The sequence below is a fragment of the Streptomyces sp. NPDC088553 genome, from assembly GCF_044752965.1.
In the GTDB taxonomy this organism is placed as follows: Bacteria; Actinomycetota; Actinomycetes; order Streptomycetales; family Streptomycetaceae; genus Streptomyces.
In genome coordinates this window covers 88,112-111,715 of record NZ_JBIVMG010000005.1, presented here as the reverse complement: position 1 = coordinate 111,715, position 23,604 = coordinate 88,112, and the positions used below count along the sequence as shown (strand labels likewise).

Sequence of the window (23,604 nt, the reverse complement as noted above, 5' to 3'; positions counted from 1 at the left end):
TCCCCGGGCGGCCCCTACGGCTTCGCCGGCCTGCCGTCGCCGTACAGCCACACGTCCCACAGCTCGTCCAGATCGCGGCCCGCGACGCTCTCCGCGTAGGCGGTGAAGTCGTCCGTGGAGGCGTTGGCGTGGCGGTACTTCGCGGGCCAGCCGCGCAGGATCTCGTCGAAGGTCTCGTCCCCGACCGTCTCGCGCAGCTTGTGCAGGACCATCGCGCCCCGCTGGTACACGGGCGGGGCGAAGAGGTTCTCGGCGGCCGGCGGGGCGGCCGGTGGGAAGGCCCAGTTGGACTCCTGGGCGAAGGCCCGCTCGAAGTGCGTCCGCGCGGGGACGTGCTCGTACTCCTCCGAGTACAGCCACTCGGCGTACGTCGCGAAGCCCTCGTTCAGCCACAGGTCCCGCCAGGTCGCGGGCGACACCGAGTTCCCGAACCACTGGTGGGCCAGCTCGTGGACCAGGGTCGTCCGGTCGAACGCGGCAGCCGGGAACACCGGCCGCGTCTGGGTCTCCAGGGCGTAGCCGAGCGTCCCGTCCTCGGTGACGATCGCGCCGGCCGTGGAGAAGGGGTACGGGCCGAAGCGCCGGGCCTGCCGGGCGAGGATCTCGGGGATCTCGTCGCGCAGCGGGGCGGTCGCGGCGGCGATCGGGCGTTCGGCGGCCGTCAGCACGGGGACGGCGCCGGAGCCGGGTGCGGAGGCCACCGTCTCGTACCGGCCGATCGCGACCGTCGCGAGATAGCTCGCCATCGGCTCGGCCGAGTGCCACTCGGTCGTCACCCGGCCGTCCGCCGCCGTCCGGCGAGCCGTCCTGACGCCGTTGGAGATTCCTTCGAGCCCGGCCGGGACGGTGAGCGTCAGCTCGTACGCGGCCTTGTCGGAGGGGTGGTGGTTGCCCGGGAACCAGGTCATCGAGCCCGCCGGTTCGCCGACCGCCACCGCACCGTCTTCGGTGCGCAGCCAGCCCTCCTCGGAGCCGTCCGCGTCCGTGACCGGCTCGGGCACGCCCCCGTACGTGACGGTGGTCCGGAACTCCGCGCCCTCGCGGATCTCCTCGCGCGGCCGGAGCGTCAGCTCGTTCCCGGCCCGGTTGACCGCGGCGGGCGCGTCGTCGACGGACGCCCGGTCGACGGTGAGCCCGGCGAGGTCGAGGTTGAAGGCACTGAGGTCCTGGGTGGCGCGGGCGGTGATCTCGGCGGTGCCGTCGAGCCGCCCGGTCCCGGGGTCGTACGCGAGGGTGAGGGCGTAGTGGCTGACGTCGTAGCCGCCGTTGCCCAGCTTCGGGAAGTACGGGTCGCGCAGCCCGGCCGCCCCGGGGGTCCCCCGGACGCCGCCGGTGGCCTCCGTACAGCCGCCCGCGAGGAGTGCGAGGGCGGTGAGGGCGGCGGCGAGGCCGCCCGCGGCTGCTCCGGTCCGGTGGTGCCGGTCCGTCCGGTGGTCCCGGTCCGTCCGGTTGCGCTGGGTCACGTATCGATCCTAAGCAGGGCCGACACGGAAAAGGCGACGGCGCCCGGCGGGGGATCCGGGCGCCATCGCCGACTGTGGACCGCCGGCGGGGTTACTTGCCGAGGGCGGCGACGCCGGCCTGGGCGAACTTCTCGTCGAGGTCGCCCGAGGGGGCGCCCGCGACACCGATGCCCGCGATGGGCGCGCCCTTGGCGGTCACCGGGGCGCCACCGGCGAGGAACAGGGTGCCGGGGATGTCCTTCAGGGTCGGGGCCTGGGCGAGGCGGCCGGCGAGGACGGAGGTCGGGGCGTTCCAGGAGACGGCGGTGAACGCCTTCTTCTCGGCCGACTCGTAGGACTGCGGGCCCGCGCCGTCGCCGCGGAGGGTGACGATGGTGTTGCCGTTGCGGTCGACGACGGCGACGGAGACGCGCTGGTTCTCCTTCTCTGCGGCGTCGAGCGTCGCCTGCGCGGCCTTCGTCGCGGCCTCGATCGTCAGGTGGGTCGACTGCTGCAGGTTGTCGTTGCCGGCGTCGGCGCGGACCACCGCGGCGGGGGCGGCGGCCGGGGCGGAGGCGTTCGCGGAGACCGCGCCGAAGGTACCGGCGGCGACGACAGCGGCGGCGGTGGCACCGAAGAGGATCTTCTTCATGAGGAACTCCGTGAGGGTGAGAAGGGCGGACTGCGAGGAGAAGCGAGCGAGCCGAGGTGAACCGTGTGAGTGGTCCGTTCCTTCGCTCTGCAACCCATCCTGTGGCCGGAACCCGGGCCGTACGGTCCACGGTCCGGCTGCCCTCCTCACGCACACTGGAGGACGGCCGGGTCAGCCGATCGGCTGATGCCCCCGTGGTCCTCCCGGGCCAGGATGGACAGATATCCCCAGGTCAGGAAGGTGAGAACGTGGCACGGCCGACGAAGACCGAGCAGGACCCCGACGCCACCTGGCTGGCGCGGGTCATGCACATCGCCTTCTTCCTCCTCCTCGGCGCCTCGCTCGCCCGCTTCCTGCTGCGCCACCCCTGGGAGGACCGCAGCCCCTGGATCGTCGCCCTCTCCGGCGCCCTCGCCTCCCTCTACCTCCTCGGCCCCGTCGTCGGCACCCGCGCCGCGCCCCGCCGGATCGCCTGGCTGAGCACCGTCGTCGCCGTCTGGATCCTGCTCGTCGTCCTCGCGCCGAGCTTCGCCTGGTGCGCGGTGCCGCTCTTCTACACGGGCCTGCGCACCCTCCCGGCCCGGGCCGCGCTCGGCCTGGTCGCGCTGCTCACCGCGTTCGTCGTGTTCGCGCAGGTGCAGCTCGCGCACGGCGGCTGGGACCCGAACCTGATCGTCGCCCCGCCGGCCGTCGCCGCCATCGCCACCGGCGTCTTCGTGTACTCGGACCGGCAGGCGGCCCGTCAGCGGGCGCTCATCGACGACCTCATCCGCACCCGGCGCGAACTCGCCGCGATCGAGCGCCGCGAGGGCACCCTCGCCGAGCGCCAGCGGCTGTCGATGGAGATCCACGACACCCTGGCGCAGGGCCTGTCCAGCCAGCAGATGCTGCTGCAGGCCGCCGACCGCACCTGGGACAGCGACCCGGCCACCGCCCGCCGCCATGTCCGTACGGCCGAGTCCATCGCCGAACGCAACCTGGCCGAGGCTCGCCGCTTCGTGCACGACCTGGCGCCCGCCGACCTCGCGGAGGGCGGTGGCCTCGAAGAGGCCCTGCGGGGTCTGGCGGCCCGTGAGTCGACGGCGTTCCGGGTCGACGGGACCGCCGTCCCGCTCCCCGAACGGGTGCAGTCGGCGCTCCTGCGGATCGCTCAGGGCGCCCTCGCCAACATCCGCGAGCACGCCGGCGCCGACTCCGCCGCGCTGACCCTCACATACCTCGACGACCAGGTGGTCCTGGACATCGCCGACGACGGCCGCGGCTTCGACCCGGCCGAGCGGCCCGGCGGGGTCCGGGGCCATGGGCTGCCCGCGATGCGCGTGCGGGCCCAGCAGCTGGGCGGCTCCCTGACGGTCGAGTCGACCCCGGGCGAGGGCACGGTCCTCTCGGCCGCGATCCCGCTCCCGAGCACCCACCCGCACCCGCACCCGGACCCGCACGGGAACCCGCACCCGCGCCCGCACGCGGACCCGTCGCCGAACCCTTCCTCGAACCCGCCCTCCCAGGAGTCGTGATGTCCGTACGGATCCTCCTCTGCGACGACCACGTCGTCGTCCGCGCCGGCCTGCTCGCCCTGCTGGGCAGCACCCCCGACATCGAGGTGGTCGGCGAGGCCGGCAGCGGCGAGGAGGCCGTCGCGATGGCGGCGAAGCTGAAGCCGGACGTCGTCCTGATGGACCTCCAGCTGGGCGCGGGCATCGACGGTGTGGAGGCGACCCGCCTGATCGCGCCCACCGGCGTCCACGTCCTCGTCCTCACCACGTACGACACGGACGCCGACATCACCCGGGCCATCGAGGCCGGCGCCACCGGCTACCTCCTGAAGGCCGAGCGCCCGGAGGAGCTGTTCGCCGCCATCCACGCGGCCGCCCAGGGCCGCACCGCCCTCTCCCCGCCGGTCGCCAGCCGGGTCATGGACCGCATGCGCGGCGCGGCGGGCCCGAGCCTCACGGACCGGGAGCGGGACATCCTGGGGCAGCTGGGGCGAGGCCTCGGCAACCGCGAGATCGCGCGGGCGCTGTTCATCAGCGAGGCGACCGTGAAGACCCACCTCGGCCGCATCTACGCGAAGCTCGGCGTCGACACGCGCGCGGGCGCCGTCGCGGTGGCGAAGGAACGGCGCCTGCTGCCGTAGGCCGCGCTTCGCGCGCACCCGGGGGTCCACCACTGCTACTGTGCGTTGCCGTCCGACAGCACGGTGTCATGCCTCAGGCCCGGTCAGTCCAGTGGGAGCGCACGTGAAGCTCGCGATCGTCGGCGGCGGACCCGCCGGCCTCTACCTCTCGATCCTGCTGAAGCGGCAGGACCCCGCCCACGAGATCACCGTGTACGAGCGGAACCCCGAGGGTTCCACGTACGGCTGGGGTGTGACGTACTGGGCCGGGCTCCTCGACAAGCTGCGCGCGGGCGACCCCGAGTCCGCTGCCGCCGTCGCCGAGGCCTCGGTGACCTGGACCGACGGGGTCGCGATCGTCCGCGACGAGCGGACCGTCCACCGGGGCGACGCGGGCTTCGGCATCGGGCGGCGGCGGATGCTGGCGCTGCTCGCCGACCGGGCCGAAGAGCTCGGCGTGCGCGTCGAGTTCGAGCACGACATCGCGGGCCCGGACGCGCCCGAGCTGGCCGACGCGGACCTGGTGGTCGCCGCCGACGGCGTCCACAGCGTGCTCCGCGAGGCCCACCCCGAGCACTTCGGCAGCGCGGTGACGAGCGGCCGCAACCAGTACATCTGGCTCGGCACCACCAAGGTCTTCGACTCCTTCAGCTTCGCCTTCAAGGAGACCGACCACGGCTGGATCTGGTGCTACGCCTACGGGTTCAGCGGCGAGCGTTCCACCTGCGTCGTCGAGTGCTCCCGTGAGACGTGGACCGGCCTCGGTCTCGACACGCTCGGCGAGGCCGACAGCCTCCACCTCCTGGAGAAGCTGTTCCACGACCTCCTCGACGGGCACGAGCTGATCGGCCGCGACCGGGCCGACGACCCCGCCCAGTGGCTCACCTTCCGCACCCTCACCAACCGGGCCTGGCACCGCGGCAACCTCGTCCTCCTCGGCGACGCCGCCCACACCACCCACTACTCGATCGGCGCGGGCACGACCCTGGCCCTGGAGGACGCGCTGGCCCTGGCGGACGCGCTCCGCGCGCACACCGACCTGGACACGGCCCTCACCACGTACGGGAAGCGCCGCCGCGCCGAACTCGTCTCCGCGCAGAGCGCCGCCCGCTACAGCGCCCAGTGGTACGAGAACCTCCCGCGGTACATGCGCCTGGAGCCGGCCCAGATGTTCGCCCTCCTCGGCCAGCGCCACTCGCCACTGCTCCCCCACATCCCGCCGCAGCTCTACTACCGGATCGACCGGGCCGCCGAACAGCTGGAGCCGCTGCGCCGCCTCAAGCGCTGGCTCGGCCCGCGCGTGGCGCGCGCGGTGCACGGCCGCCGCTGAGCGCCGCTCACACGTCCCGGCGGTGGACCGCGACCAGGGCCACCGCCACCGCGCCCAGCGACCAGACCGCGTACACCGTCCACGCCCCGCCCGCCGTCCACGGGAACTCCACCGGCACCGGCGAGTCCCCCACCTCCGTAAGACGCCGCCACGCGCCCTGCGGCAGGGCGTGCAGGAACGTCGCCGACCAGCGGCCGCGCCCGTCGACGAGCGCGGGCAGCAGGAGCAGGACACGGGTGAGGGTGACGATCGGCCCTGGACGACATCCTCGCGGCGATCCGGGTCGTCGCCGCCGGGGACGCCCTGATCGCGCCGGGCGTCACACGCCGTCTGATCGAGGAGTTCGCGGCCCGCCCGGAGCCCGCCCCCGCCGCCGGGCCCGCCCCCGCAGGCCCACCCCCGCACGCCCTCCCCGGAGTCACCGCCCGGGAGCGCGAGGTGCTCGCCCTCGTCGGCCGGGGGCTGTCCAACGGCGAGATCGCGGAGCGGCTCCACATCAGCGCGGCCACGGCCAAGGCGCACGTGGCGCGCCTCTTCACCAAGCTGGACGCCCGCGACCGGGTGCAGCTGGTGATCCTCGCGTACGAGGTGGGCCTGGCGCCGTGACACCATCGGTTCCGTGCTCGACATCGGCTACTCCCTCTCCCGTCGCTTCCCCGACCCGCCGCAGACCGACTACCGCCACGCGGACGTCCACGCCCTGCGTCACGACCTGTTCTGCGGGGACGTGTACCTCGCCGACACCAAGACGGACCGCGAGGTGTCCACAGCCTGGGGATGGGTGCCGGTCCTCGACTTCGCCTGGGCCCTGTGCGACATCGTCGAGCAGATCGACCAGGACCCGCGCGGCAACCGCGCCTCCCAGCCGCAGTACGCCGAGCTCGACTTCACCGAGTCCTCGGACCGCATGCTCTTCGAGCGCCGCTTCGGCTGGGTCGACGTCGAGGCCGACTGGATGCCGGGCGACGAGCCGCCGCTCACCTTCAACCACAAGGTGCTCCGCCGTGAGGCCCGCGACTTCCTGCACGACCTGATCGCCGACCTCACGGACATGCACGAGGGCCTCGCCGACAACCCGGCCATCTGGTCCCTCCAGGCCCGCTTCCCCCGCCTGCCCTGACCCGGGCGCACAAGCCCCGACCTCCCGAGCCGGGCGCACGCCCCCTACTCCTCCACCCGCACCCCCAGCTGCGCCGCGAGCACCGGCGCCAGGTCGAGGAGCTGGGCCGTAGAGATCACCGCGCCCGCGAGCGACTCGACCCCGCGCGCGATCTCCAACCGCTGCACGCCTCTCAGGTCCACGTCCTTGAGCCGCGCCCCGCTGAAGTCCACGCCCGTGAGCACGCAGTCCACGAACTCCACCCGTTCGAGCAGGGCGCCGCCGAAGTCGGGCTCGCTCAGCACGCAGCCCTCGAAGACGACGTCCTTCAGCTTCGCCGACCGCAGGTTCAGGTAGTCGCTCTTCCCTCCCCGTACGACCACTCTCTCCAGCACCGCCCCGTGCAGCTGCGCCCCGCCGAGCCGCGCGTCCACGAGCTCCACGTCCCGCAGCTGCGCCCCGGCGAGGACCGTCCCCACCCCCCGTACGCCCGTGAGCACCGAGTCGAGGAAGCGGGCCCCCGTCAGCCGCGCCTCGTCGAGCCCGCAGTCGCGCAGCGCGCAGTCCAGGAACCGCGCGCCCTCCCCCGACTGGCCCGTGAGGTCGAGCCCGCTCAGTTCGAGGCCGTCGTAGTCCCCGTCCGGTTCGAGCCCTCCCCCGTACGGCTCCAGGGGAGTCAGCCGCAGCTCAGGGCGCCGCGCCCCCGCGACCGCCTTCTTCTTCTTCCGAGTCGTCGCCATGACCCCATGGTGATGTACGCCACTGACAACGCCCCGATGTCACGAACGCGAGCCCGCCGTCCGTCCCCCTTGCGAGACCGGACACGAGACCGGACACGAGAGCGGACAAGGGGTCGACGAGAGGTCGGCCCGGTCGAGAGGGAGAGCGACATGCGGAAGCTCACGATCATCGGCGGCGGCTTCGCCGGACTGACCGCGGCCATCACCGCCGCCGAGGCGGGCGTCAAGGTGACCGTCCACGAGGCGCACCGGACCCCCGGTGGCCGGGCCCGCACCGCCGAGGGCCCGTACCTCACCAACGAGGGCCCGCACGCGATCTACTCCGGTGGCCCGCACTGGACCTGGCTCAAGCAGCGTGGCCTCCTCGGCGAGCTGGCCCCGCTGCCGGTCTCCGAGGCCCTCAAGCTCCGTTTCCACCGCGGCGGCTCCCTGCGCCGCACCCCGCCGTTCGGCATGCTGCGCCAGTCCCTCCGTGACGCCGGACAGGCCCCCGCGGACGTCGACTTCCGCACCTGGGCCACCGGGCTCGTGGGCGAGCGGGCCGCGCACGCCGCCGCCTCGTACGCGGCCGTCGCGACCTTCCACCACGACCCGGGCGCGCTCTCCGCCCGCTTCGTGCAGGAGCGGCTCCACCGGGCCACGTCCGTGCCGCCGGAGGCGCATTTCGTCCGGGGCGGCTGGGGCAGGCTGATCGAGCGGATGGTCGCGCACGCGTGGGAGACGGGCGTACGGATCGAGACGTCGTCCCGTGTCGACAGCCTCGACGCCCTGCCGTCCGGCGAGGGGCCCGTGATCGTCGCGACCACCCTGCCGGCCGCCGCCCGGCTGCTCGGCGACCCGTCGCTGACGTGGGAGAGCGGCCGTACCGTCCTGTTCGACCTGGCGCTGCGCACCCGGAAGGGCGACCCGTTCGTGATCTCGGACCTGGACGCGCCGGGCTGGATCGAGCGGTTCACGGCCCAGGACCCCACGCTCGCCCCGGCCGGGGTGCAGCTGATCCAGGCCCAGCTGCCGATCGGCCCCGGCGAGGCGAAGGCGGACGGCGTGGCCCACGCCGAACGGCTCCTCGACCTCGGCTTCCCGGGCTGGCGCGAGCGGACGGTGTGGCGGCGGGACGCCCTGTGCCAGGGACGTACGGGAGCGGTCGACCGGCCCGGCACGACCTGGCGCGACCGGCCGGCCGTCGACCGGGGCGACGGGGTGTACCTGGTGGGCGACCAGGTGGCGGCGCCCGGCGTGCTCGCGGAGGTGTCGTTCACGAGCGCGGTGGAGGCGGTGTCGCTGGCGCTGCGCTCGGATCGAGGTGTCCTGCGGAAGGGGCTTGACCTCAAGCATGCTTGAGGTCGGAGGCTGTTCCTCGTCGGACGACGCCCGCCCACGCGACGAACGGGGAACACCATGCACGCCATCCGCCTCCACGCCTTCGGCCCCGCCGAGAACCTCACGTACGAGGAGACCCCCGACCCCGTACCGGGCCCCGGACAGGTCCGTGTCAAGGTCGCGGCGGCCGGGGTGCACCTCCTCGACACCGCGCTCCGGGAGGGGATGCCGGGCCCGTTCCCGGCACCCACCGAACTGCCCACGATCCCGGGGCGCGAGGTCGCCGGCACCGTCGACGCGCTCGGCGAGGGCACCGACCCCACCTGGCTCGGCAAGCGGGTCGTCGTCCACCTCGGCATGAACCCCGGCGGATACGCCGAGCTCGCCGTCACCGACGCCGCCCGCCTCCACGCGCTGCCCGACCACCTCGGCGAGGCGGAGGCCGTCGCCATGATCGGCACCGGCCGCACCACTCTGGGCATCCTGCAGTTCACCGAACTCGGCCCCGACTCGGTGGCGATCGTGCCCGCGGCGGCCGGCGGCATCGGCACCCTGCTCGTCCAGTACGCCAAGAACGCCGGCGCCACCGTCATCGGCCTCGCCGGCGGCCCGGCGAAGGCCGCGCTCGTCGAGGAGAACGGCGCCGACCTGGCCGTCGACTACAAGCGGCCCGACTGGCCCGAGAAGGTCCGCGCGTACCTGGGCGAGCGCACCGCCACCGTCGTCTTCGACTCGGTCGGCGGCGACACGGGCCGCGCGGCCGTCGACCTCCTCGGCAAGGGCGGGCAGCACGTCGTCTTCGGCTGGTCGGGCGCCGGACTCCACGACGGAGAGGCGCTCACCTTCACCCCGGAGGAACTGGCGGCGCGCGGCATCACGTCGGAGTCCGTCCTCGGCCCCGTCATGATCCAGAAGGCGGGCGGCGACGTCCGCAACCTCGAACTCGCCGCCCTGGCCGCGGCGACCACGGGCACCCTCCGCCCCGCGGTCCACCGCTTCCCGCTCGCGGACGCGGCGGGCGCCCACCGCGCGCTGGAGACGCGCGGCACGACGGGCAAGGTGGTCCTGATCCCCTAGGAGCTGCCCGGTCGATCAGGCTCGACCAGGACACCCCCGGTCCCTCAGACGGCCGCCCCGACCACATCCCAGGAGTGCGCCTTGAACTCCTTCTGGAAGTCGGGGTGGTCCTCCCACATCCGGGCGACGGAGCGCAGCACGTCCCAGTTGTGCTCCAACGCCTGGTCCACCACCTGCCGCAGCTCGGGCGCCGACTCCCGCTTCTCCACGAGCCCGTTGACGGCGGACGCGGCCTGCACGGTGTACCGCGCGGCCCGCAGCGCCCGGGAGGTGTCGTCCATCCCGAACCCGTGGTCACTCCCGTTCGCCGGATCGAAGAGCGGCGTCAACCGCGCCTCGATGAACGCCGTGATCCGCTGAAACCGCTGGGCAATATCCGTATCCATGCCCCCCTTCCTACACCCCCGCCCCACCCAGCTCGGCCAGCGCCCCGTCCGTCAGCCGGTACACCGTCCACTCGTCCTGCGGGCGGGCGCCGAGGGACTCGTAGAAGTCGATCGACGGCTTGTTCCAGTTCAGGACGGACCACTCCAGGCGCTCGTACCCGCGCTCCACGCAGATCCGGGCCAGTTCGGTGAGCAGTGCCTTGCCGTGGCCGCCGCCGCGCACCTCCGGGCGGACGTACAGGTCCTCCAGGTAGATGCCGTGGACCCCGCGCCAGGTCGAGAAGTTGAGGAACCAGATCGCGAAGCCGACCACCTCGCCGTCCTCGGTCTCTGCGACGTGCGCGAAGGCGGCGGGGCGCTCGCCGAAGAGGGCCTCCTGGAGCTGTTCGGGGGTCGTACGGACCTCGTCGAGGGCCTTCTCGTACTCCGCGAGGTCACGGACGAGGGCGTGGATGACGGGAACGTCGGCAGGCGTGGCTGTACGGATCATGGGGCAAGCCTGCCTCGGCCGCACCGGTCCTGGCCAGGAGGTTTCACGGGACCCGGCAGACGCCTCACCCCCGCGCCGCCCGCAGGATCCGCGCCACCTCCACACCCGGCAGACGCCTCGCCCCCGCGCCGCCCGCAGGATCCGCGCCACCTCCACACCCGGCAGACGCCTCACCCCCGCGCCGCCCGCAGGATCCGCGCCACCTCCACCTGTTCCGCGTCCAGCCCCGGCTCCCCGTCCTCCACGTCCCACAACCCGTTCTGCAGCACCCGCCCCAGCGTCCACGCCACCGCCCTCCCCCGGTCGCCGACGACCTCGGCGAGGAGGTCGAAGCGCCACAGGACGTCCGCGGGGTCGAAGCGGTCCATCAGCGCCGGCAGCAGGTCGAAGCCCGGGTCGCCCGCGAGCGGCTTGGGGTCGATCGCCAGCCACGGTTCACGCTCGGCCGCGAGGACGTTGTCGAGGTGCAGGTCCCAGTGGAGCAGCCGGTCGCCCGGCTCCCCCGCCACCTCCCGTACGGCCGCCGCGCAGTCCCGCAGCACCGCCGCGTCCTCCGCGCCGAGCCGCCCGGCCGCCTCCGGCACGTCCGCGAGCATCCCGGCCGCGATCTCGCCGAGCCCACGCATCCCCTCCGGCGCCGGCAGCGCCACCAGCCGGGCGAGCAACCCCGCGACGACGCCCATCGCCTCCCGCGTGTCGGCGACGGAGCTCAGCGGCCGGGCCTCGTCGAGCCGCTCCAGGAGCATCGTCCCCGTACCGGCGTCGTGGTCGAGGAGACGCACGACACCGCCGCCGTCCCAGACGCGCAGCCCGACCGGCTCCCCCTCGGTCTCCTCGTCGAGAATCTGCATCTTCAGCGCCGCCGCCGTACCGTCCGCGACCCGCTCGACGGGCAGCACCAGCGACGCCATGCCGTACATGGAGGGCCCCGCGACCCGCAGCCCCCACCGGTCGAGGAACTCCTCGGCCCGCTCTGGCAGCGCGGCAACGAACGCCCGCCCCGCCTCCCCGTTGTACTTCACCTGAGACGCGACAAGTTGGTCCGGTACGTGAATCACCCCACGACCCTAGACACCGGCGTCGCGCAGCGCCTCCGAGAATCGGGCCGCGTCGTACAGGGCGTCCCCGCCCGGCAGCCCCGCCCCGTCCACCAGGACGGTCGGCGTGCCGCCGACGCCCGAGTCCTCGAAGGCCTTCTCGGAGTCCGCCACCCACCGCTGGTACGCGTTCTCCCGTACGGCCCGGTCGAAGGCCGTACTCCGCAGCCCCTCCACCCCGTCCGCGATCCGCAGCAGGTGCCCGACCGAGAAACCGTCCCCGGCCCCGTCCCCGGAGCCCGGCTGCGAGGCGAAGAGCGCCGCCTGGAACGCGGCGAACTTCCCCGGCCCCGCCTCCACCGCCGCCCGCAACGCGTTCGCGGCCCGCGCCGAGGCCGTACCGCCGGTCCGGTCGTCGAGGAAGGACGCGACGACGTACTCGACCTTCACCGTGCCCGCCGCGGCCTCCTCCGCGAGGACCGTCCCGCCGCTCGCCTCGAACTTCGCGCAGTAGCCGCACCGGGGATCGACGTACACCGTGACCGTGTGCGGAGCCTTCGCGTCACCCACGACGATCCTCGTACCGTCCACCGCCGCGGGAGCCTTCGCGAGCACGTCCGCGTGCCCCTCCGGAACCACCGTCACCGCCGCGGCCGCCGGCGCCCCGCCCGCCGAACACCCCACCGCCGCAAGGCCGATGAGACCTGCTGAGACAGCCGCGGCGAACAGGCGCCGGGTCCTGCGTACGGGCATGGGAGAGTCCTTCCGGAGCGACGGAATCCGTGGCGGCCGCGCGTGCGCCGTCCACCCTCGAAGCTAGGCCGGGCCCCGTCCGGGAATCGCCGCCGAAGGACCCGTATCCACAGGACCAAGGCCCCCGGTAACCTCCCGCCCACGCACCCGGAAGAGGGATACACATGAGTACGGTCAACGGCGGCATCTCGTTCTGGTACGCGCAGGACGGCGCCCCCGATCCCCGCGAACCGCTCCCCGGCGACACCACCGCCGACGTCTGCATCGTCGGCGGCGGTTACACGGGCCTGTGGACCGCCTACTACCTCAAGAAGGCCGTCCCCTTCCTCAACATCACCGTCCTCGAGGCGAAGTTCTGCGGCTACGGCGCCTCCGGCCGCAACGGAGGCTGGCTCTACAACGGCATCGCCGGCCGCGACCGCTACGCCAAGCTCCACGGCCACGACGCCGCCGTCCGCCTCCAGCAGGCCATGAACGCCACCGTCACCGAGGTCCTCGACGTCTGCGAGACCGAGAAGATCGAGGCCGACCAGCACCGCGGCGGCGTCCTGGAGGTCGCCCTCTCCCCCGCCCAGCTGGCCCGCCTCAAGGACTTCCACGCGGTCGAGATCGCCTTCGGCGAGACGGACCGCGAGATGTACGGCGCCCGCGAGACCTCCGACCGCATCCGCGTCACCGGCGCCGTCGGCTCCTCCTGGACCCCGCACGGCGCCCGCCTGCACCCGGTGAAACTCGTGAAGGGCCTCGCGGCGGCCGTCGAGGCGCTCGGCGTCACCCTCCACGAGTCCACCCCGGTCACCGAGATCAAGCCGAAGCACGCGGTCACCCCGTACGGCACGGTCCGCGCCCCGTACATCCTGCGCTGCACCGAGGGCTTCACGGCCTCCCTCGCCGGCCAGCGCCGCACCTGGCTGCCGATGAACTCCTCGATGATCGCCACCGAGCCGCTCACCGACGCGCAGTGGGAGTCGATCGGCTGGAACGGCCGCGAGACCCTCGGCGACATGGCGCACGCCTACATGTACGCCCAGCGCACCGCCGACGGCCGCATCGCCCTGGGCGGCCGCGGAGTCCCGTACCGCTTCGGCTCGAAGACCGACAACGACGGCCGCACCCAGCCCCAGACGATCGAGGCGCTCCGCGACATCCTGGTCCGCTTCTTCCCCCAGCTGGCGGGGGTACGGGTGGACCACGCCTGGTCCGGCGTCCTCGGCGTCCCGCGCGACTGGTGCGCCACGGTCACCCTGGACCGCTCGACGGGCCTGGGCTGGGCGGGCGGCTACGTCGGCTCGGGCGTCGCGACGGCGAACCTCGCGGCCCGCACCCTGCGCGACCTCATCCAGCAGGACTCGGGCCAGTCGGGCCCGACCGACCTCACCGCCCTCCCCTGGGTGAACCACAAGGTCCGCAAGTGGGAACCCGAGCCGCTGCGCTGGCTGGGGGTGCAGACGATGTACGCGGCGTTCCGGGGCGCGGACCGCCGCGAGGCGACGGGCCACGCGGCGACGACGGACAGGGTGGCGATCCTGGCGAACCGGCTGAGCGGCCGCTGAGGGCGGGGGGGAGGGGTCCCCCAAGGGGGTTTCCCAAGGGGGTCCCCCTCCCCCCATCCCCCCTCTTCACTCCTCTTCGCTCCACTTCACTCCACGTCGATACCGAAGTCTCCGACGAGCTCCTCAAGGCCGCCCCGGTACCCCTTCCCGCCGAGGACGAAGTCCCAGTCGCCGCCGGCGCGCCGCCGGAAGGAGCCGAGGACGAGCGCGGTCTCACCGGGACGGCCGTCGGAGACGACGAGCCGGTCGAGCTCGGCACCGGAGTCGTCGCGCAGCCGGATGGCGGCGTCGGTGAACCCGGCGAGGTCGGCATCCGGATTGACCTCGGGGTCGACGGCGGCGACGAGCACGAGCCGGTCGGCGGCGGACGGCAGGGCGTCGAATCCGACCCGGACGGCGGCCCGGTCGCCGACCGGGGCGGCGGCCATGGCGACGGAACCGTCGGGCGTGGAGGGGTTGTTGAAGAAGACGAACCACTCGTCGCCGAGTACCCGCCGGCCGGAGCAGACGAGCGCGCAGACGTCGAGGGCGGCGGACCCGGCCCAGTCCATCCCGAGCAGGTTGAAGTCGGCGTCGGCCTCGGCGGTGGGGGCGGCGACGGGCGCGGCGGAAGCGCCCGGTGACGCGAGCGGCGCGGACGACCCGGACGCGCCGGACGCTGCGGACGACCCGGGCGACCCGGACGCCGCGGACGACCCGGGCGACCCGGACGCCGCGGATATCGCGGACGACGCGGGTGTCGTCCTGGACCCCAGCCGCCCGCGAAGTCCGTGCTGATGCAGCAGATCGACGAGCTCGACCCCGGAGATCAGGGTCAGCGGCTTGCCGTTGGCGAAGGTGTAGGAGCCGGGCCCGAACCCTGAAGTGGTCACGAGGACACCCTTGTTGGCGCCGGCGCTCTGCACGGTCCCGAAGAGGTCGCGTACGGCGGAGGGCGGGACGGTGTTCCGGTACCGCTTCACCTGGACGAGGATGGACCCGCCGCTGATGGGGTCGGGGTCGAGGGCCTCGACGTCGACGCCGCCGTCGTTGGACCGCTGGGTGGTGACGGCCTGCAGGCCCCGGGCGCGGAAGAGCTGGGCGACGAGCCCCTCGAAGGCGATCGGGTCCATGGCGAGCAGATCGGGCTCGTCACCGTCCCCCTGTACGACGACCTCGACCCCGACCTGCTCGGGGGTCCACAGGGGGGCTACGGCCACGCGTTCGTCGGGCTTGGCGGAGAGCCGTCCGGCGAGCGCGCCGGTCACGCACTCCACGGCCCCGACGAACTCCAGGTTGAGCCGCTCGAAGACGTCCCGCCCGACGGCGACGGAGGCGACGCACACGCGCCCGGCAAGCCCGGTGGCGGGGTCGACGCCACCGACGTACCCATTGAGGGTGACGGCGTCCAGGGCGCCGGAGCGATCGGCGCGGAAGAGCTCGTGCAGGGCGAGGAGAACGCTCTGGGCGAGCACGTCGCGATAGAGCGCGCGCCGCTGGGTGACGGGCCGGGGAACGTCCTTCTCCTGGTCGGTGCTGGGAAGGTACTTGACGCCCTTGGCCTCGGGAACGAGGTCGTACCCGGGCAGGTCCCAGTCCAGCACGAGCCGGCGCCGGCCGGGCTCGTAGGCGGCGGACACCTCGCGGGGGAAGCCCTCGGGCCAGGCGGTGGAGGCGAAGAGCACGGCGGAGAAGAACTCGACGACGGTCTCGGGGTCCCCGCCGCCGAGGGCGACCTCGGTCCCGGCGACCCCACGGTTGTGCGCACGTATCTCGTCGAGCCGGGCGGCGGCCCATTCGTCGTACGCCCTCCGGTAGGCGGCGAGTTGCTCGACGCGCCGCGCCTCGGCGGCCTGGGCGGCGTACCAGTCCCGCTCGAACCGGGCGCGCGCGTCCCGCTCGGCCTGGGCCCGCCCGGAGGCGGTCCAGGCGGCCTCGGGCTGATAGAACCGCTGATCGGGCATGGGTACGGGCTCCCCGAGGGGCCCGGGCGAGAACGGCTCGACCGTCTCGGCCCTCCGCAGCCCGTCGACACTGAAGGCGGGCGTCCGGCACCCGGAGGCCAGCAGGCCCTCAAGGACCTGCACGCGCGCGTCCAGCTCCTGGGTCCGCCGCAGGGCATCGGCCTCGCGCCGCTGCCGGTAGGCGGCCTTCTGCTCCCGCTGCATCCGGGCGACGTCCCGCTCGTACGCCCGCTGCACCCGCTCGGCGTCCCGCTGCTGCCGCAGCACGGCCTGGTGCTGCCCCTCCCGCTGCCGCTGCGCCACCCGCTGCTGCTCGGCCCACACCCCGATCAGCCCCCCGGAACGCCGCCCCATCAGCCCCACCCCTCCCGCAGAACACCCCAGACACCAGTACGCCCCCGTAACGGCCAAGTGTCCCGGACCAGGACGGTCCGGGACACAGGAACGACGGCCCGGGTGCGATCCGAGGCCGGGGTGCGATCCGAGGCCCGGGTGCGATCCGAAGTGGGGGTGCGATCCGAGGCCCGGGTGCGATCCGAGGAGACCTTGCGCCCACGGCTCAGGGCTGCGCCGCCTGTTTCAGCAGCCCCTTGACGGACACCTCCGAGTTGACGGAGACCGAGCCGAGGCCGTATCTCTCGGCCTCTGTCGCCGTCTCGTCGACGTCCAACTCTTCGTACATCTCCATGGCCGACGGGCTTTTCTCGCGCCCCGTGAGGTCGATCGAGGTGATGAAGCCGTCCATGTTCTCCTCCGGCGACCAGAACGCCACCACATAGCGCGGCTTGCGCGTCACGTTGATCAAGTTGGTGTTGTAGCGCACTCTGCCGTGGTAAATGACGTACTCGCCACAGTCGTCGGGCGCGCAGCGCCCACCGTCCGCCTCGACCCAGGAGAGCTCCGTGTAGAAGTCGTCGTCGAGTTTTCCGCGATCCTGCCTCAGGAAGGTGAACGAGAGAAGGGCGTTCAGCGTCTCGAATTTCGTGTCCTTGGGGAGAGTGATCACCCGCTCCATCTTGAACTCCTCCCCGATGTCCAACGTCGAACCAGGCCCCTGGAACTGCCCTGACGCGATGATCTCAGGGGATTCTCCCCTCACGAAGGCCTGCGCATCGGCGTTCCAGGAGACGTCCCCCTCGTCGGTCTTCCACTCGGCCATCCCCAGCCCGTCCCGGGCGAATTCCGCGGTGGATCCGGTGACCGTGTAGTCGTCGACGATGAGGTACACCGGAATCCCGCCCGCGTTCTTCGCGTAGAGCTTCAGGGGGACGTGCATGTAGGGCGAATCGGCGTCTGTCTGCGGCGTCCCGAATTCTGCCTTGAGGACGAAGTGCAGGGGAGCGGCGATGGGTTGGTAAAGAATCGAGTATCCCAGGCTGACGGCTGTCAGTGTTGCCGTGATGGTGACACCTGCCGCGAACTTCTTGGGGTGCGGAATCCCGCGCCACACCTTTTCGCGGATGAGGACGTTGAGGGCCCACAGCGACCAGAGCCACAGGGCGAGAAACACCACGACCGTGCGGATGAACTCTCGTTCCTGCAGCCACAGGAACAGGAGAAGGGTCGTGGTGGCCAGCGCCATGAGCACGCCGAGCAGGACCAGCGCTCCGGACAGCTTGACCTGTCGACGGCCCCAGTGGTCGACGACCGCGGGCAACGCGGCCCCCTGAACCACGCCGGCCAACAGGAACAGAACGCCGACCAGCCGTTGCGCGAAGGTCAGCGCGCCCAGGGCATCGGCCCAGCCGATGACGAAATGGAGCCCCATCGATCCGAGCAGCCCGACGAGCATGAGGCCGACGACGAGATGCCGTCTCCAGCCCCGGTCGTCGGGCCAGAAGCTGCTGTCGCCGCCACGCCAGTGAACGCGCGAACGGTCGTCGAGGTCCATGTCGTCCGGGTAGCCGAGCCGGCTGAGCACCTTCCGCAACTCACGAAGCGACCAGGCGCTGCCCACAGTCTTGCCATGAATGGTGATCCGGCGAAGACCGCGCCGGTCAGGTGGCTCGACGACCACCCAAGGTCGTATGCCCATGCCCCCAGCCTCGGCGCCCCACCCGCCATGTGCACGCCGAACTGCTGCGTTGGACTGAATCGGAAACCACGAGGCCGGACGCCACAAGGCCGGACACCGCTCGCCAGGGAGCGGAGACCACGAACACCACGCACACCTCCCCCACCACCACCCACGACCCACACCCTCCAACCCCACGCACCGCCACTCTATGGAGTCACCCGATTACCACGCGCTAGGATCACGGACGTTGCCGCGGCCACGCGGCGGACCGAGAGAGGGGCATCTGAATGGCCATCATCGTCACCTTCGACCTCCCTGGCGCCGGACAGGACCTGTACGACGCGGTCATCGATCGTGTGACCGACGGGCGAGGCTTCACACAGTTCGCCGACCTGCCGAACACAGGGCTCGTCTCCCACGCGGCGGGGCCGGTCGAGGGAGGGTTCCGCGTGACCGAGGTCTGGGAGAGCGCGGAGGCCCTCGAAACCCACGCGAAGACCTTCGGCCCGATCCTGGCCGACCTCGGCCACGCCGACCTCCAGCCCACGATCATTCCGGCACACAACGTCGTCGTCCGATAAGGCCGGCCGGGGCCTTCACGACCCGGTAGTGCGCGGGCTCTCACGCGGCAGGTCGGCACCCGTCGGGTGGTCCAGCCGAGGGTCGGGCGGCCCGCACCCAGGATGGCGTCCACGGCCGGCCACACCTCGACCGGAACCGAGCAACAGAGCAGCATCCAGGGATTGTCGGCGTCCGGCCTGATCAGGTGCCGACGTTCGGTTCCGAGGAAGACATCCGCCGATCACAGGACGCGCCGCCCCTCGCCATGCCTTGGGATGGGAATCACCGCACCGCCTTCGCCAAGCCGATCAGGGGGCGGCGAGCTGTCGTAGGTGCCTGACAGGATCCCGAACGTGATCCCCATCGAAGATCTCGTTCCCCGCGTGGCGGCGAAGGCCAGGGCCACCTCGTCGACGTTGCCGTCCGCCGCCGGTGCCGAGGAGGTGGCCGCGGCAGAGGCAGTTCTCGGCTTCGCGCTCCCGCCCCTGTTGGCGAGCCTGTACCGGAGGTGGCCAACGGTGGTTACGGCCCCGATCACCAGCTTCTTCCACTGGTCGGGCCAGGGCGTACGGCGCTGATCGAGTACCGGTCCGAACGATCCGCCTCGGCCGAGGGCGGGACACCGTACTGGCCGGCGGGCGTGCTGCCGATCCTCGACTGGGGCTGCGGCATGTACGCCGCCGTGGACTGCCTCAGCGAGACCGCTGCGGTCCTCCTCTTCGAGCCGAACGCCATGGCGGACGACGGAGCCGCCGCCTGGTTCGTCGACGCCGGGAGTCTGGCCGAGTGGCTCGAAACCTGGCTCACCGGAACGGGGTGGTACCGGGAAGACGCCGACGAGGACGAGGACGTGGCAGAACCGACCCCGTGGGAGATGGCCGCCTCCCGGATCGCGGAGTGAACGAACCCCGGAACGACCGCTGAGCTCACTCGGCGGACCAACTCCTCACCCCACAGCGCCGAACGCTCCGACCGTCTTGCAAGACCGGTCGAGCGATCCCGCCCGTGACCTGCGGCACGGCCATGATCAACTCATGGACAGCACGATCGAGATCCGGCAGGATCGGCGGATGTCGACGTGGGAACGACCGGTGGTGGTCGCGGTATGCGGGTCCCCGGGCGCCGGGAAGACCACCGTCGCCCGCGCGACGGCGCGCCGCCTCGGTGTGCCGTTCCTGACCCGGGATGAGATCAAGCTCGGTCTCGGCCTGTCCTCCGCTTCCCTCACGCAGGACGGCGGTGTTCAGCTCAACCCGGACTTCCACGTGGCCGGCGGCCCTTTGAGTCTCCGCGCCGAGACCGTGATGGTCGACACGGCCCGGCTGCTCGCCTCCTCGGGAACGAGCTTCGTCGTGGAGTCCTCCGTGCTGTCGCACACGCTGCTGGACGCGCTCCGCGCCCATGACGCCCGCGTGCTCGCGGTCCACGTCGTCGCCCGTGAACCGGTCATCGCCGACCGCCTCCGCGCCCGGGTGGCCGAAGGCAGTGCCGTCGACCGACAGCTGGCATCCCAGCTCCAGCGGGGCGACATGAAGCGGTCGATCTTCCATCCGCCGAGCGGAGTCGACGCCGTGGTCGAAGTCGACACCTCGGACGACGCCGATCCGAACCTGGCACCCATCGAGGCAGCAGTCGTCACTCTGATGCGATGACTGAGCGCGCATCGGCTTCCGGGGGTTCCAGCCCTGAAGGGAACCATCCGGCCCTTCGGCACGGCTGCCGTACGAGGGCACTCGTGTGCGCCCCTGTACGGCGTCTTCGCTGTCAGCCGTGGACGGTTACCAGGGGTGCGGTACCTGGCTGCTGCACCGCCCGATCCAGACGGGGGTGACCATGGAACGGCACGTGCTGGAATCGCTGTTGAGCGATTGGGGCTGTCCCTGGCATGGCGGAGGATGGTGCTCATGTGCGCTTTCTTCGACCCCCCTGAGCCTCGCCGTGTCTCGCCGGGCGAGTACCCAGTGTGGGACCAGGCTCTCGCCCTTCTGCACCGGGACCTGGCGGTGACGCTTCCTCAGCTGGAACCCCTGCAGCTGCTGGCCCTTCCGTCCTACGACGCGGATGAGCCGGAGAACGTCTACGTCGCCATGGCCAACGGCGAGTGGCACGGTAATTACTTGGACCCGGACTCACAGGACAGCCTTGCCTCTGCACTGGCGAGCGTCGCCGATGCCGCGCAGGAGACCGTCATGGAGCTTCTGTGGCAGGCGTGGCCCCTGTGCCCCGAGCATGGCCTGGGCATGCATCCAAGGGAGGACACGGAAGAGCGACTGTCCTGGTGGTGCGCGGGAGAACGGTTGCGTCGCGGCCCGGCTCATATCCACGCGGCCGTGGGCGCACTCGACGCTTTGGGAGCGCCGATCCGTACACGGTCTTGAAAACCGTCGTGGCAGCGATGTCACCGTGGGTTCACATCCCACACCCACCGCAGACGAACGGCCCCTGACCAGCATCGACGGTCAGGGGTCGTCGGCCTGTCCGGTCGCTGAAATCGCCCGGTGTTCCCCGTTGTTCCCTGTCCGATCGGGCACGGAAGGGGCACGTAGAAACGCGTAAACTGCGCGGCCCGCGAGCCGTCGTGGGCGTACGGTCGGCCTGATCGCATGGCCGTGTCTGTGGGTCCACAAGGGCTACCCATCAACCCGAGCCGCCAGGTGTGCGGACGGCGCCCGGGCTGGAGCGGGGCGGCAGACCGGAGCGCAGGCCCGGGCGACGGGCCACGCGCGGCGGGTTCCTCGATGAGGTAGAGAAATCTGTAGCAGCGGCCTTCGGCTGCGCCTCTCGCTGGTGGGCTGGAGCATCTCGCCTCGGCTGTCCCGAAGCAGGCGGCTCGTGAACCCGTTCGACCCGGGCCGCGCTGATCCACCAGCACATGACGAGCGACCGGGATCAGCACATCGCGGGGAAGCTCGGCGAGATGATCCGCCAGGCCCGCCAAGCCTGCCCAGAAGGGCCATCTGGCACGTAGGTGGCACGGCCGTGATCATGCGAAAAGGCCGGCGCCGGGGAAACATGCCCCTGCGCCGGCCCTTCGCCTGGAGCCCCCTGTCGGGTTCGAACCGACGACCCCCGCTTTACAAGAGCGGTGCTCTGGCCAGCTGAGCTAAGGAGGCAGCGAGTGCAGTGTAACCAACCTCGTCCCGGCGACGGTCGGAAATCTCACCCCGGGTGGAGTGCTGACAGATGCCGCGGCGCCAGGTAGCGTCACGTGCAGTTCATCCAGGTGGACTAGACCTCAATCCTTCCTTTACTCGGATCGTCCGGCACGTTCCTGCCGGTGAAGGGACACATCACCATGGCTTCCGTCACTTTCGACAAGGCGACCCGGGTGTACCCCGGTGCCACCAAGCCCTCCGTCGACCAGCTCGACATCGAGATCGCCGACGGCGAGTTCCTCGTCCTCGTCGGGCCCTCCGGCTGTGGCAAGTCGACCTCCCTGCGCATGCTCGCGGGTCTCGAGGACGTCAACGCCGGCTCCATCCGCATCGGTGACCGCGACGTCACGCACCTGCCGCCCAAGGACCGGGACATCGCCATGGTGTTCCAGAACTACGCGCTGTACCCGCACATGAGCGTCGCCGACAACATGGGCTTCGCGCTCAAGATCGCCGGTGTCAACAAGTCCGAGATCCGCACCAAGGTCGAAGAGGCCGCGAAGATCCTGGACCTCACCGAGTACCTCGACCGCAAGCCGAAGGCGCTCTCCGGCGGTCAGCGTCAGCGTGTCGCCATGGGTCGCGCCATCGTGCGTGAGCCGCAGGTCTTCCTCATGGACGAGCCGCTGTCGAACCTCGACGCCAAGCTCCGCGTCTCGACCCGTACGCAGATCGCCGGCCTCCAGCGCCGCCTCGGCATCACCACGGTCTACGTCACCCACGACCAGACCGAGGCCCTCACCATGGGCGACCGCGTCGCCGTCCTCAAGGACGGTCTGCTCCAGCAGGTCGACTCGCCGCGCAACATGTACGACAAGCCGGCCAACCTCTTCGTCGCCGGCTTCATCGGCTCCCCCGCCATGAACCTGGTCGAGGTCCCGATCACCGACGGCGGCGTCAAGTTCGGCAACAGCGTCGTCCCGGTCTCCCGTGACGCCATCGCCGCCGCCTCCGCCAACGGCGACACCACCGTCACCGTCGGCGTCCGCCCCGAGCACTTCGACGTGCAGGGCCCCACCGGCAAGGACGGCCTGGCCGTCACCGTCAACGTCGTCGAGGAGCTCGGCTCCGACGGCTTCGTGTACGGCTCCACCCGCGTCGGCGGCGAGGACAAGGACCTGGTCGTCCGCGTCGGCGGCCGTGACGTCCCCGCCAAGGGCACCACGCTGCACGTCGTCCCGCGCGCCGCCGAGCTCCACGTCTTCTCGACGTCGACCGGCGCCCGCCTCAGCGACTGACCCTCGCCGGACACCGGCACCACGCCGTGGCGGAACGGCCCCGTATCTCTTGCAGATGCGGGGTCGTTCGTCTTGATGGAGGACCCGAGGACACGGGCCGGGGTTTACCGGGGAAAACCCCGGCATTCCCGGCCCACCCCCGCCCGGCGCGTCAACACGGAATTCGAAAAGCCGCCTCGAACCATCCCCCGCGAGAGTGACTAAATGTCGCCATATCACTACCGGCCGCTACGCTCGCCTGCGTGACGCCTACTGCCCGCCGAATCGGCCGCTCTCTCGCCCTCGTCCTGCCCGTCGTCCTGGTGCTCTCGGGAACGCTCGCGGTGTCCGCCGTGCCGTGGGCCGGCGAGGACGCCGGGACCCAGCTGACAGCGTCCTCCTCCGAGGTCTCCGTCCGGGCCAAGTCCCGTGCCCCGCAGGACGTTCTGCGCGACCAGCTCCTCGCCGAGCTCCAGGAGAAGGACCCCGGGGTCGCCCTCACCCACCTCCAGCGCGAGGTGGAGAACCGGCCCTCCCTCGCCAAGCACTGCATGTCCATCGCCCGCTCCCTCGGCCGCGCCGCCGTCGAGCAGTACGGCCCCTCCCGCGCCCAGAGCTTCTCGCGGCCGGTCTGCGACACCTCGTACGCGACCGGCGTGATGCGCGCGAGCTGAGCGACGACGCTGAGCCACGACGCGCGTCCGGCCGTCGGGTGTCCG

General features: G+C 72.0%; 22 protein-coding genes, 1 tRNA gene and 1 pseudogene. 14 read left to right on the top strand and 10 right to left on the bottom strand.

Annotation, left to right across the window (positions count from 1 at the left end; genetic code table 11):
• Window positions 1–14: 14 nt before the first annotated feature.
• Window positions 15–1,463 (bottom strand): M1 family metallopeptidase, encoded by a 1,449-nt coding sequence (locus tag ACIP8Z_RS17230; protein WP_402084090.1) that lies wholly within the window; start codon window positions 1,461–1,463, stop codon window positions 15–17.
• A gap of 91 nt (window positions 1,464–1,554) precedes the next feature.
• The gene (locus ACIP8Z_RS17225; RefSeq protein ID WP_402084087.1) at window positions 1,555–2,094 is read right to left on the bottom strand and encodes a heme-binding protein; all 540 of its coding nucleotides are present in this window, start codon (window positions 2,092–2,094) and stop codon (window positions 1,555–1,557) included.
• A 248-nt stretch (window positions 2,095–2,342) separates the two neighbouring features.
• On the opposite strand from ACIP8Z_RS17225, the gene ACIP8Z_RS17220 reads away from it, so the two are divergent.
• From ACIP8Z_RS17220 to ACIP8Z_RS17200, 5 genes and pseudogenes are all read left to right on the top strand, one after another.
• Window positions 2,343–3,608 carry a histidine kinase gene (locus tag ACIP8Z_RS17220; RefSeq protein WP_402084085.1) on the top strand — a complete coding sequence of 422 codons (1,266 nt, stop codon included), beginning with the start codon at window positions 2,343–2,345 and terminating at the stop codon, window positions 3,606–3,608.
• Window positions 3,608–4,228: a response regulator transcription factor gene (locus ACIP8Z_RS17215; protein WP_030323137.1), complete on the top strand. Its 621-nt coding sequence runs from the start codon at window positions 3,608–3,610 to the stop codon at window positions 4,226–4,228. Before ACIP8Z_RS17220 ends, ACIP8Z_RS17215 begins: the two co-directional genes overlap by 1 nt.
• Window positions 4,229–4,331: 103 nt before the next feature.
• Window positions 4,332–5,537, top strand: a complete 1,206-nt coding sequence (locus ACIP8Z_RS17210) for an FAD-dependent monooxygenase (protein WP_402084082.1) — start codon at window positions 4,332–4,334, stop codon at window positions 5,535–5,537.
• Window positions 5,538–5,789: 252 nt separating this feature from the next.
• Window positions 5,790–6,143 (top strand): annotated as a pseudogene (locus tag ACIP8Z_RS17205) (response regulator transcription factor); the annotation flags it as partial.
• A 13-nt stretch (window positions 6,144–6,156) separates the two neighbouring features.
• Complete coding sequence (locus ACIP8Z_RS17200; RefSeq protein ID WP_318208550.1) at window positions 6,157–6,657, top strand: hypothetical protein; 501 nt, start codon at window positions 6,157–6,159, stop codon at window positions 6,655–6,657.
• 44 nt (window positions 6,658–6,701) lie between these two features.
• On the opposite strand, the gene ACIP8Z_RS17195 is transcribed toward ACIP8Z_RS17200, so the two are convergent.
• Window positions 6,702–7,376, bottom strand: a complete 675-nt coding sequence (locus ACIP8Z_RS17195; RefSeq protein WP_402084080.1) for a pentapeptide repeat-containing protein — start codon at window positions 7,374–7,376, stop codon at window positions 6,702–6,704.
• Window positions 7,377–7,526: 150 nt separating this feature from the next.
• On the opposite strand from ACIP8Z_RS17195, the gene ACIP8Z_RS17190 reads away from it, so the two are divergent.
• Window positions 7,527–8,717: an FAD-dependent oxidoreductase gene (locus tag ACIP8Z_RS17190; RefSeq protein WP_402084077.1), complete on the top strand. Its 1,191-nt coding sequence runs from the start codon at window positions 7,527–7,529 to the stop codon at window positions 8,715–8,717.
• A gap of 57 nt (window positions 8,718–8,774) precedes the next feature.
• On the top strand, window positions 8,775–9,773 hold the full coding sequence (locus tag ACIP8Z_RS17185; RefSeq protein WP_402084075.1) for a zinc-binding dehydrogenase: 999 nt from the start codon (window positions 8,775–8,777) through the stop codon (window positions 9,771–9,773).
• 44 nt (window positions 9,774–9,817) lie between these two features.
• Here ACIP8Z_RS17185 and ACIP8Z_RS17180 read toward each other — a convergent pair whose 3' ends face one another.
• From ACIP8Z_RS17180 to ACIP8Z_RS17165, 4 genes are all read right to left on the bottom strand, one after another.
• Window positions 9,818–10,159, bottom strand: coding sequence for a hypothetical protein (locus ACIP8Z_RS17180; RefSeq protein WP_319311151.1), 342 nt, complete (start codon window positions 10,157–10,159; stop codon window positions 9,818–9,820).
• A 10-nt stretch (window positions 10,160–10,169) separates the two neighbouring features.
• Window positions 10,170–10,649, bottom strand: a complete 480-nt coding sequence (locus tag ACIP8Z_RS17175; RefSeq protein ID WP_389033770.1) for a GNAT family N-acetyltransferase — start codon at window positions 10,647–10,649, stop codon at window positions 10,170–10,172.
• Between the two features lie 170 nt (window positions 10,650–10,819).
• Entirely contained in the window at window positions 10,820–11,707 is an 888-nt protein-coding gene (locus ACIP8Z_RS17170) for an aminoglycoside phosphotransferase family protein (protein WP_402084070.1), read from the bottom strand.
• Window positions 11,708–11,716: 9 nt separating this feature from the next.
• A complete protein-coding gene (locus ACIP8Z_RS17165) occupies window positions 11,717–12,439 on the bottom strand; it encodes a DsbA family protein (protein ID WP_402084068.1) in 723 nt (240 codons plus the stop codon).
• Between the two features lie 164 nt (window positions 12,440–12,603).
• Between ACIP8Z_RS17165 and ACIP8Z_RS17160 the strand changes: the two genes are divergently transcribed.
• A complete protein-coding gene (locus ACIP8Z_RS17160; protein WP_402084065.1) occupies window positions 12,604–13,992 on the top strand; it encodes an NAD(P)/FAD-dependent oxidoreductase in 1,389 nt (462 codons plus the stop codon).
• Between the two features lie 86 nt (window positions 13,993–14,078).
• On the opposite strand, the gene ACIP8Z_RS17155 is transcribed toward ACIP8Z_RS17160, so the two are convergent.
• Complete coding sequence (locus ACIP8Z_RS17155; protein WP_402084063.1) at window positions 14,079–16,289, bottom strand: restriction endonuclease; 2,211 nt, start codon at window positions 16,287–16,289, stop codon at window positions 14,079–14,081.
• 205 nt (window positions 16,290–16,494) lie between these two features.
• Window positions 16,495–17,952: a hypothetical protein gene (locus ACIP8Z_RS17150; protein ID WP_402084060.1), complete on the bottom strand. Its 1,458-nt coding sequence runs from the start codon at window positions 17,950–17,952 to the stop codon at window positions 16,495–16,497.
• A 287-nt stretch (window positions 17,953–18,239) separates the two neighbouring features.
• Between ACIP8Z_RS17150 and ACIP8Z_RS17145 the strand changes: the two genes are divergently transcribed.
• The 4 genes from ACIP8Z_RS17145 to ACIP8Z_RS17130 all read left to right on the top strand — a co-directional run bounded on the left by ACIP8Z_RS17145 (window position 18,240) and on the right by ACIP8Z_RS17130 (window position 20,891).
• Window positions 18,240–18,533, top strand: coding sequence for a hypothetical protein (locus ACIP8Z_RS17145; RefSeq protein WP_319311159.1), 294 nt, complete (start codon window positions 18,240–18,242; stop codon window positions 18,531–18,533).
• 488 nt (window positions 18,534–19,021) lie between these two features.
• Window positions 19,022–19,414 carry a hypothetical protein gene (locus tag ACIP8Z_RS17140; RefSeq protein WP_402084058.1) on the top strand — a complete coding sequence of 131 codons (393 nt, stop codon included), beginning with the start codon at window positions 19,022–19,024 and terminating at the stop codon, window positions 19,412–19,414.
• 133 nt (window positions 19,415–19,547) lie between these two features.
• The gene (locus ACIP8Z_RS17135; RefSeq protein WP_402084056.1) at window positions 19,548–20,165 is read left to right on the top strand and encodes an AAA family ATPase; all 618 of its coding nucleotides are present in this window, start codon (window positions 19,548–19,550) and stop codon (window positions 20,163–20,165) included.
• A 252-nt stretch (window positions 20,166–20,417) separates the two neighbouring features.
• Window positions 20,418–20,891 carry a hypothetical protein gene (locus ACIP8Z_RS17130; RefSeq protein ID WP_402084053.1) on the top strand — a complete coding sequence of 158 codons (474 nt, stop codon included), beginning with the start codon at window positions 20,418–20,420 and terminating at the stop codon, window positions 20,889–20,891.
• Window positions 20,892–21,549: 658 nt separating this feature from the next.
• On the opposite strand, the gene ACIP8Z_RS17125 is transcribed toward ACIP8Z_RS17130, so the two are convergent.
• Window positions 21,550–21,626: transfer RNA gene (locus ACIP8Z_RS17125), tRNA-Thr, on the bottom strand.
• A gap of 182 nt (window positions 21,627–21,808) precedes the next feature.
• Between ACIP8Z_RS17125 and ACIP8Z_RS17120 the strand changes: the two genes are divergently transcribed.
• Together ACIP8Z_RS17120 and ACIP8Z_RS17115 are read left to right on the top strand one after the other, a co-directional pair.
• A complete protein-coding gene (locus tag ACIP8Z_RS17120) occupies window positions 21,809–22,906 on the top strand; it encodes an ABC transporter ATP-binding protein (RefSeq protein WP_030323200.1) in 1,098 nt (365 codons plus the stop codon).
• Between the two features lie 242 nt (window positions 22,907–23,148).
• Window positions 23,149–23,559, top strand: coding sequence for a hypothetical protein (locus ACIP8Z_RS17115; RefSeq protein WP_402084050.1), 411 nt, complete (start codon window positions 23,149–23,151; stop codon window positions 23,557–23,559).
• Window positions 23,560–23,604 lie beyond the last annotated feature (45 nt).

What these genes read in the sequence shown, in the direction of transcription:
- ACIP8Z_RS17225 (WP_402084087.1), bottom strand. Translation starts at nt 2,094, where the DNA reads ATGAAGAAGATCCTCTTCGGTGCCACCGCCGCCGCTGTCGTCGCCGCC.
- ACIP8Z_RS17215 (WP_030323137.1), top strand. Translation starts at nt 3,608, where the DNA reads ATGTCCGTACGGATCCTCCTCTGCGACGACCACGTCGTCGTCCGCGCC.
- ACIP8Z_RS17195 (WP_402084080.1), bottom strand. Translation starts at nt 7,376, where the DNA reads ATGGCGACGACTCGGAAGAAGAAGAAGGCGGTCGCGGGGGCGCGGCGC.
- ACIP8Z_RS17190 (WP_402084077.1), top strand. Translation starts at nt 7,527, where the DNA reads ATGCGGAAGCTCACGATCATCGGCGGCGGCTTCGCCGGACTGACCGCG.
- ACIP8Z_RS17185 (WP_402084075.1), top strand. Translation starts at nt 8,775, where the DNA reads ATGCACGCCATCCGCCTCCACGCCTTCGGCCCCGCCGAGAACCTCACG.
- ACIP8Z_RS17180 (WP_319311151.1), bottom strand. Translation starts at nt 10,159, where the DNA reads ATGGATACGGATATTGCCCAGCGGTTTCAGCGGATCACGGCGTTCATC.
- ACIP8Z_RS17175 (WP_389033770.1), bottom strand. Translation starts at nt 10,649, where the DNA reads ATGATCCGTACAGCCACGCCTGCCGACGTTCCCGTCATCCACGCCCTC.
- ACIP8Z_RS17165 (WP_402084068.1), bottom strand. Translation starts at nt 12,439, where the DNA reads ATGCCCGTACGCAGGACCCGGCGCCTGTTCGCCGCGGCTGTCTCAGCA.
- ACIP8Z_RS17160 (WP_402084065.1), top strand. Translation starts at nt 12,604, where the DNA reads ATGAGTACGGTCAACGGCGGCATCTCGTTCTGGTACGCGCAGGACGGC.
- ACIP8Z_RS17155 (WP_402084063.1), bottom strand. Translation starts at nt 16,289, where the DNA reads ATGGGGCGGCGTTCCGGGGGGCTGATCGGGGTGTGGGCCGAGCAGCAG.
- ACIP8Z_RS17145 (WP_319311159.1), top strand. Translation starts at nt 18,240, where the DNA reads ATGGCCATCATCGTCACCTTCGACCTCCCTGGCGCCGGACAGGACCTG.
- ACIP8Z_RS17135 (WP_402084056.1), top strand. Translation starts at nt 19,548, where the DNA reads ATGGACAGCACGATCGAGATCCGGCAGGATCGGCGGATGTCGACGTGG.
- ACIP8Z_RS17130 (WP_402084053.1), top strand. Translation starts at nt 20,418, where the DNA reads ATGTGCGCTTTCTTCGACCCCCCTGAGCCTCGCCGTGTCTCGCCGGGC.
- ACIP8Z_RS17120 (WP_030323200.1), top strand. Translation starts at nt 21,809, where the DNA reads ATGGCTTCCGTCACTTTCGACAAGGCGACCCGGGTGTACCCCGGTGCC.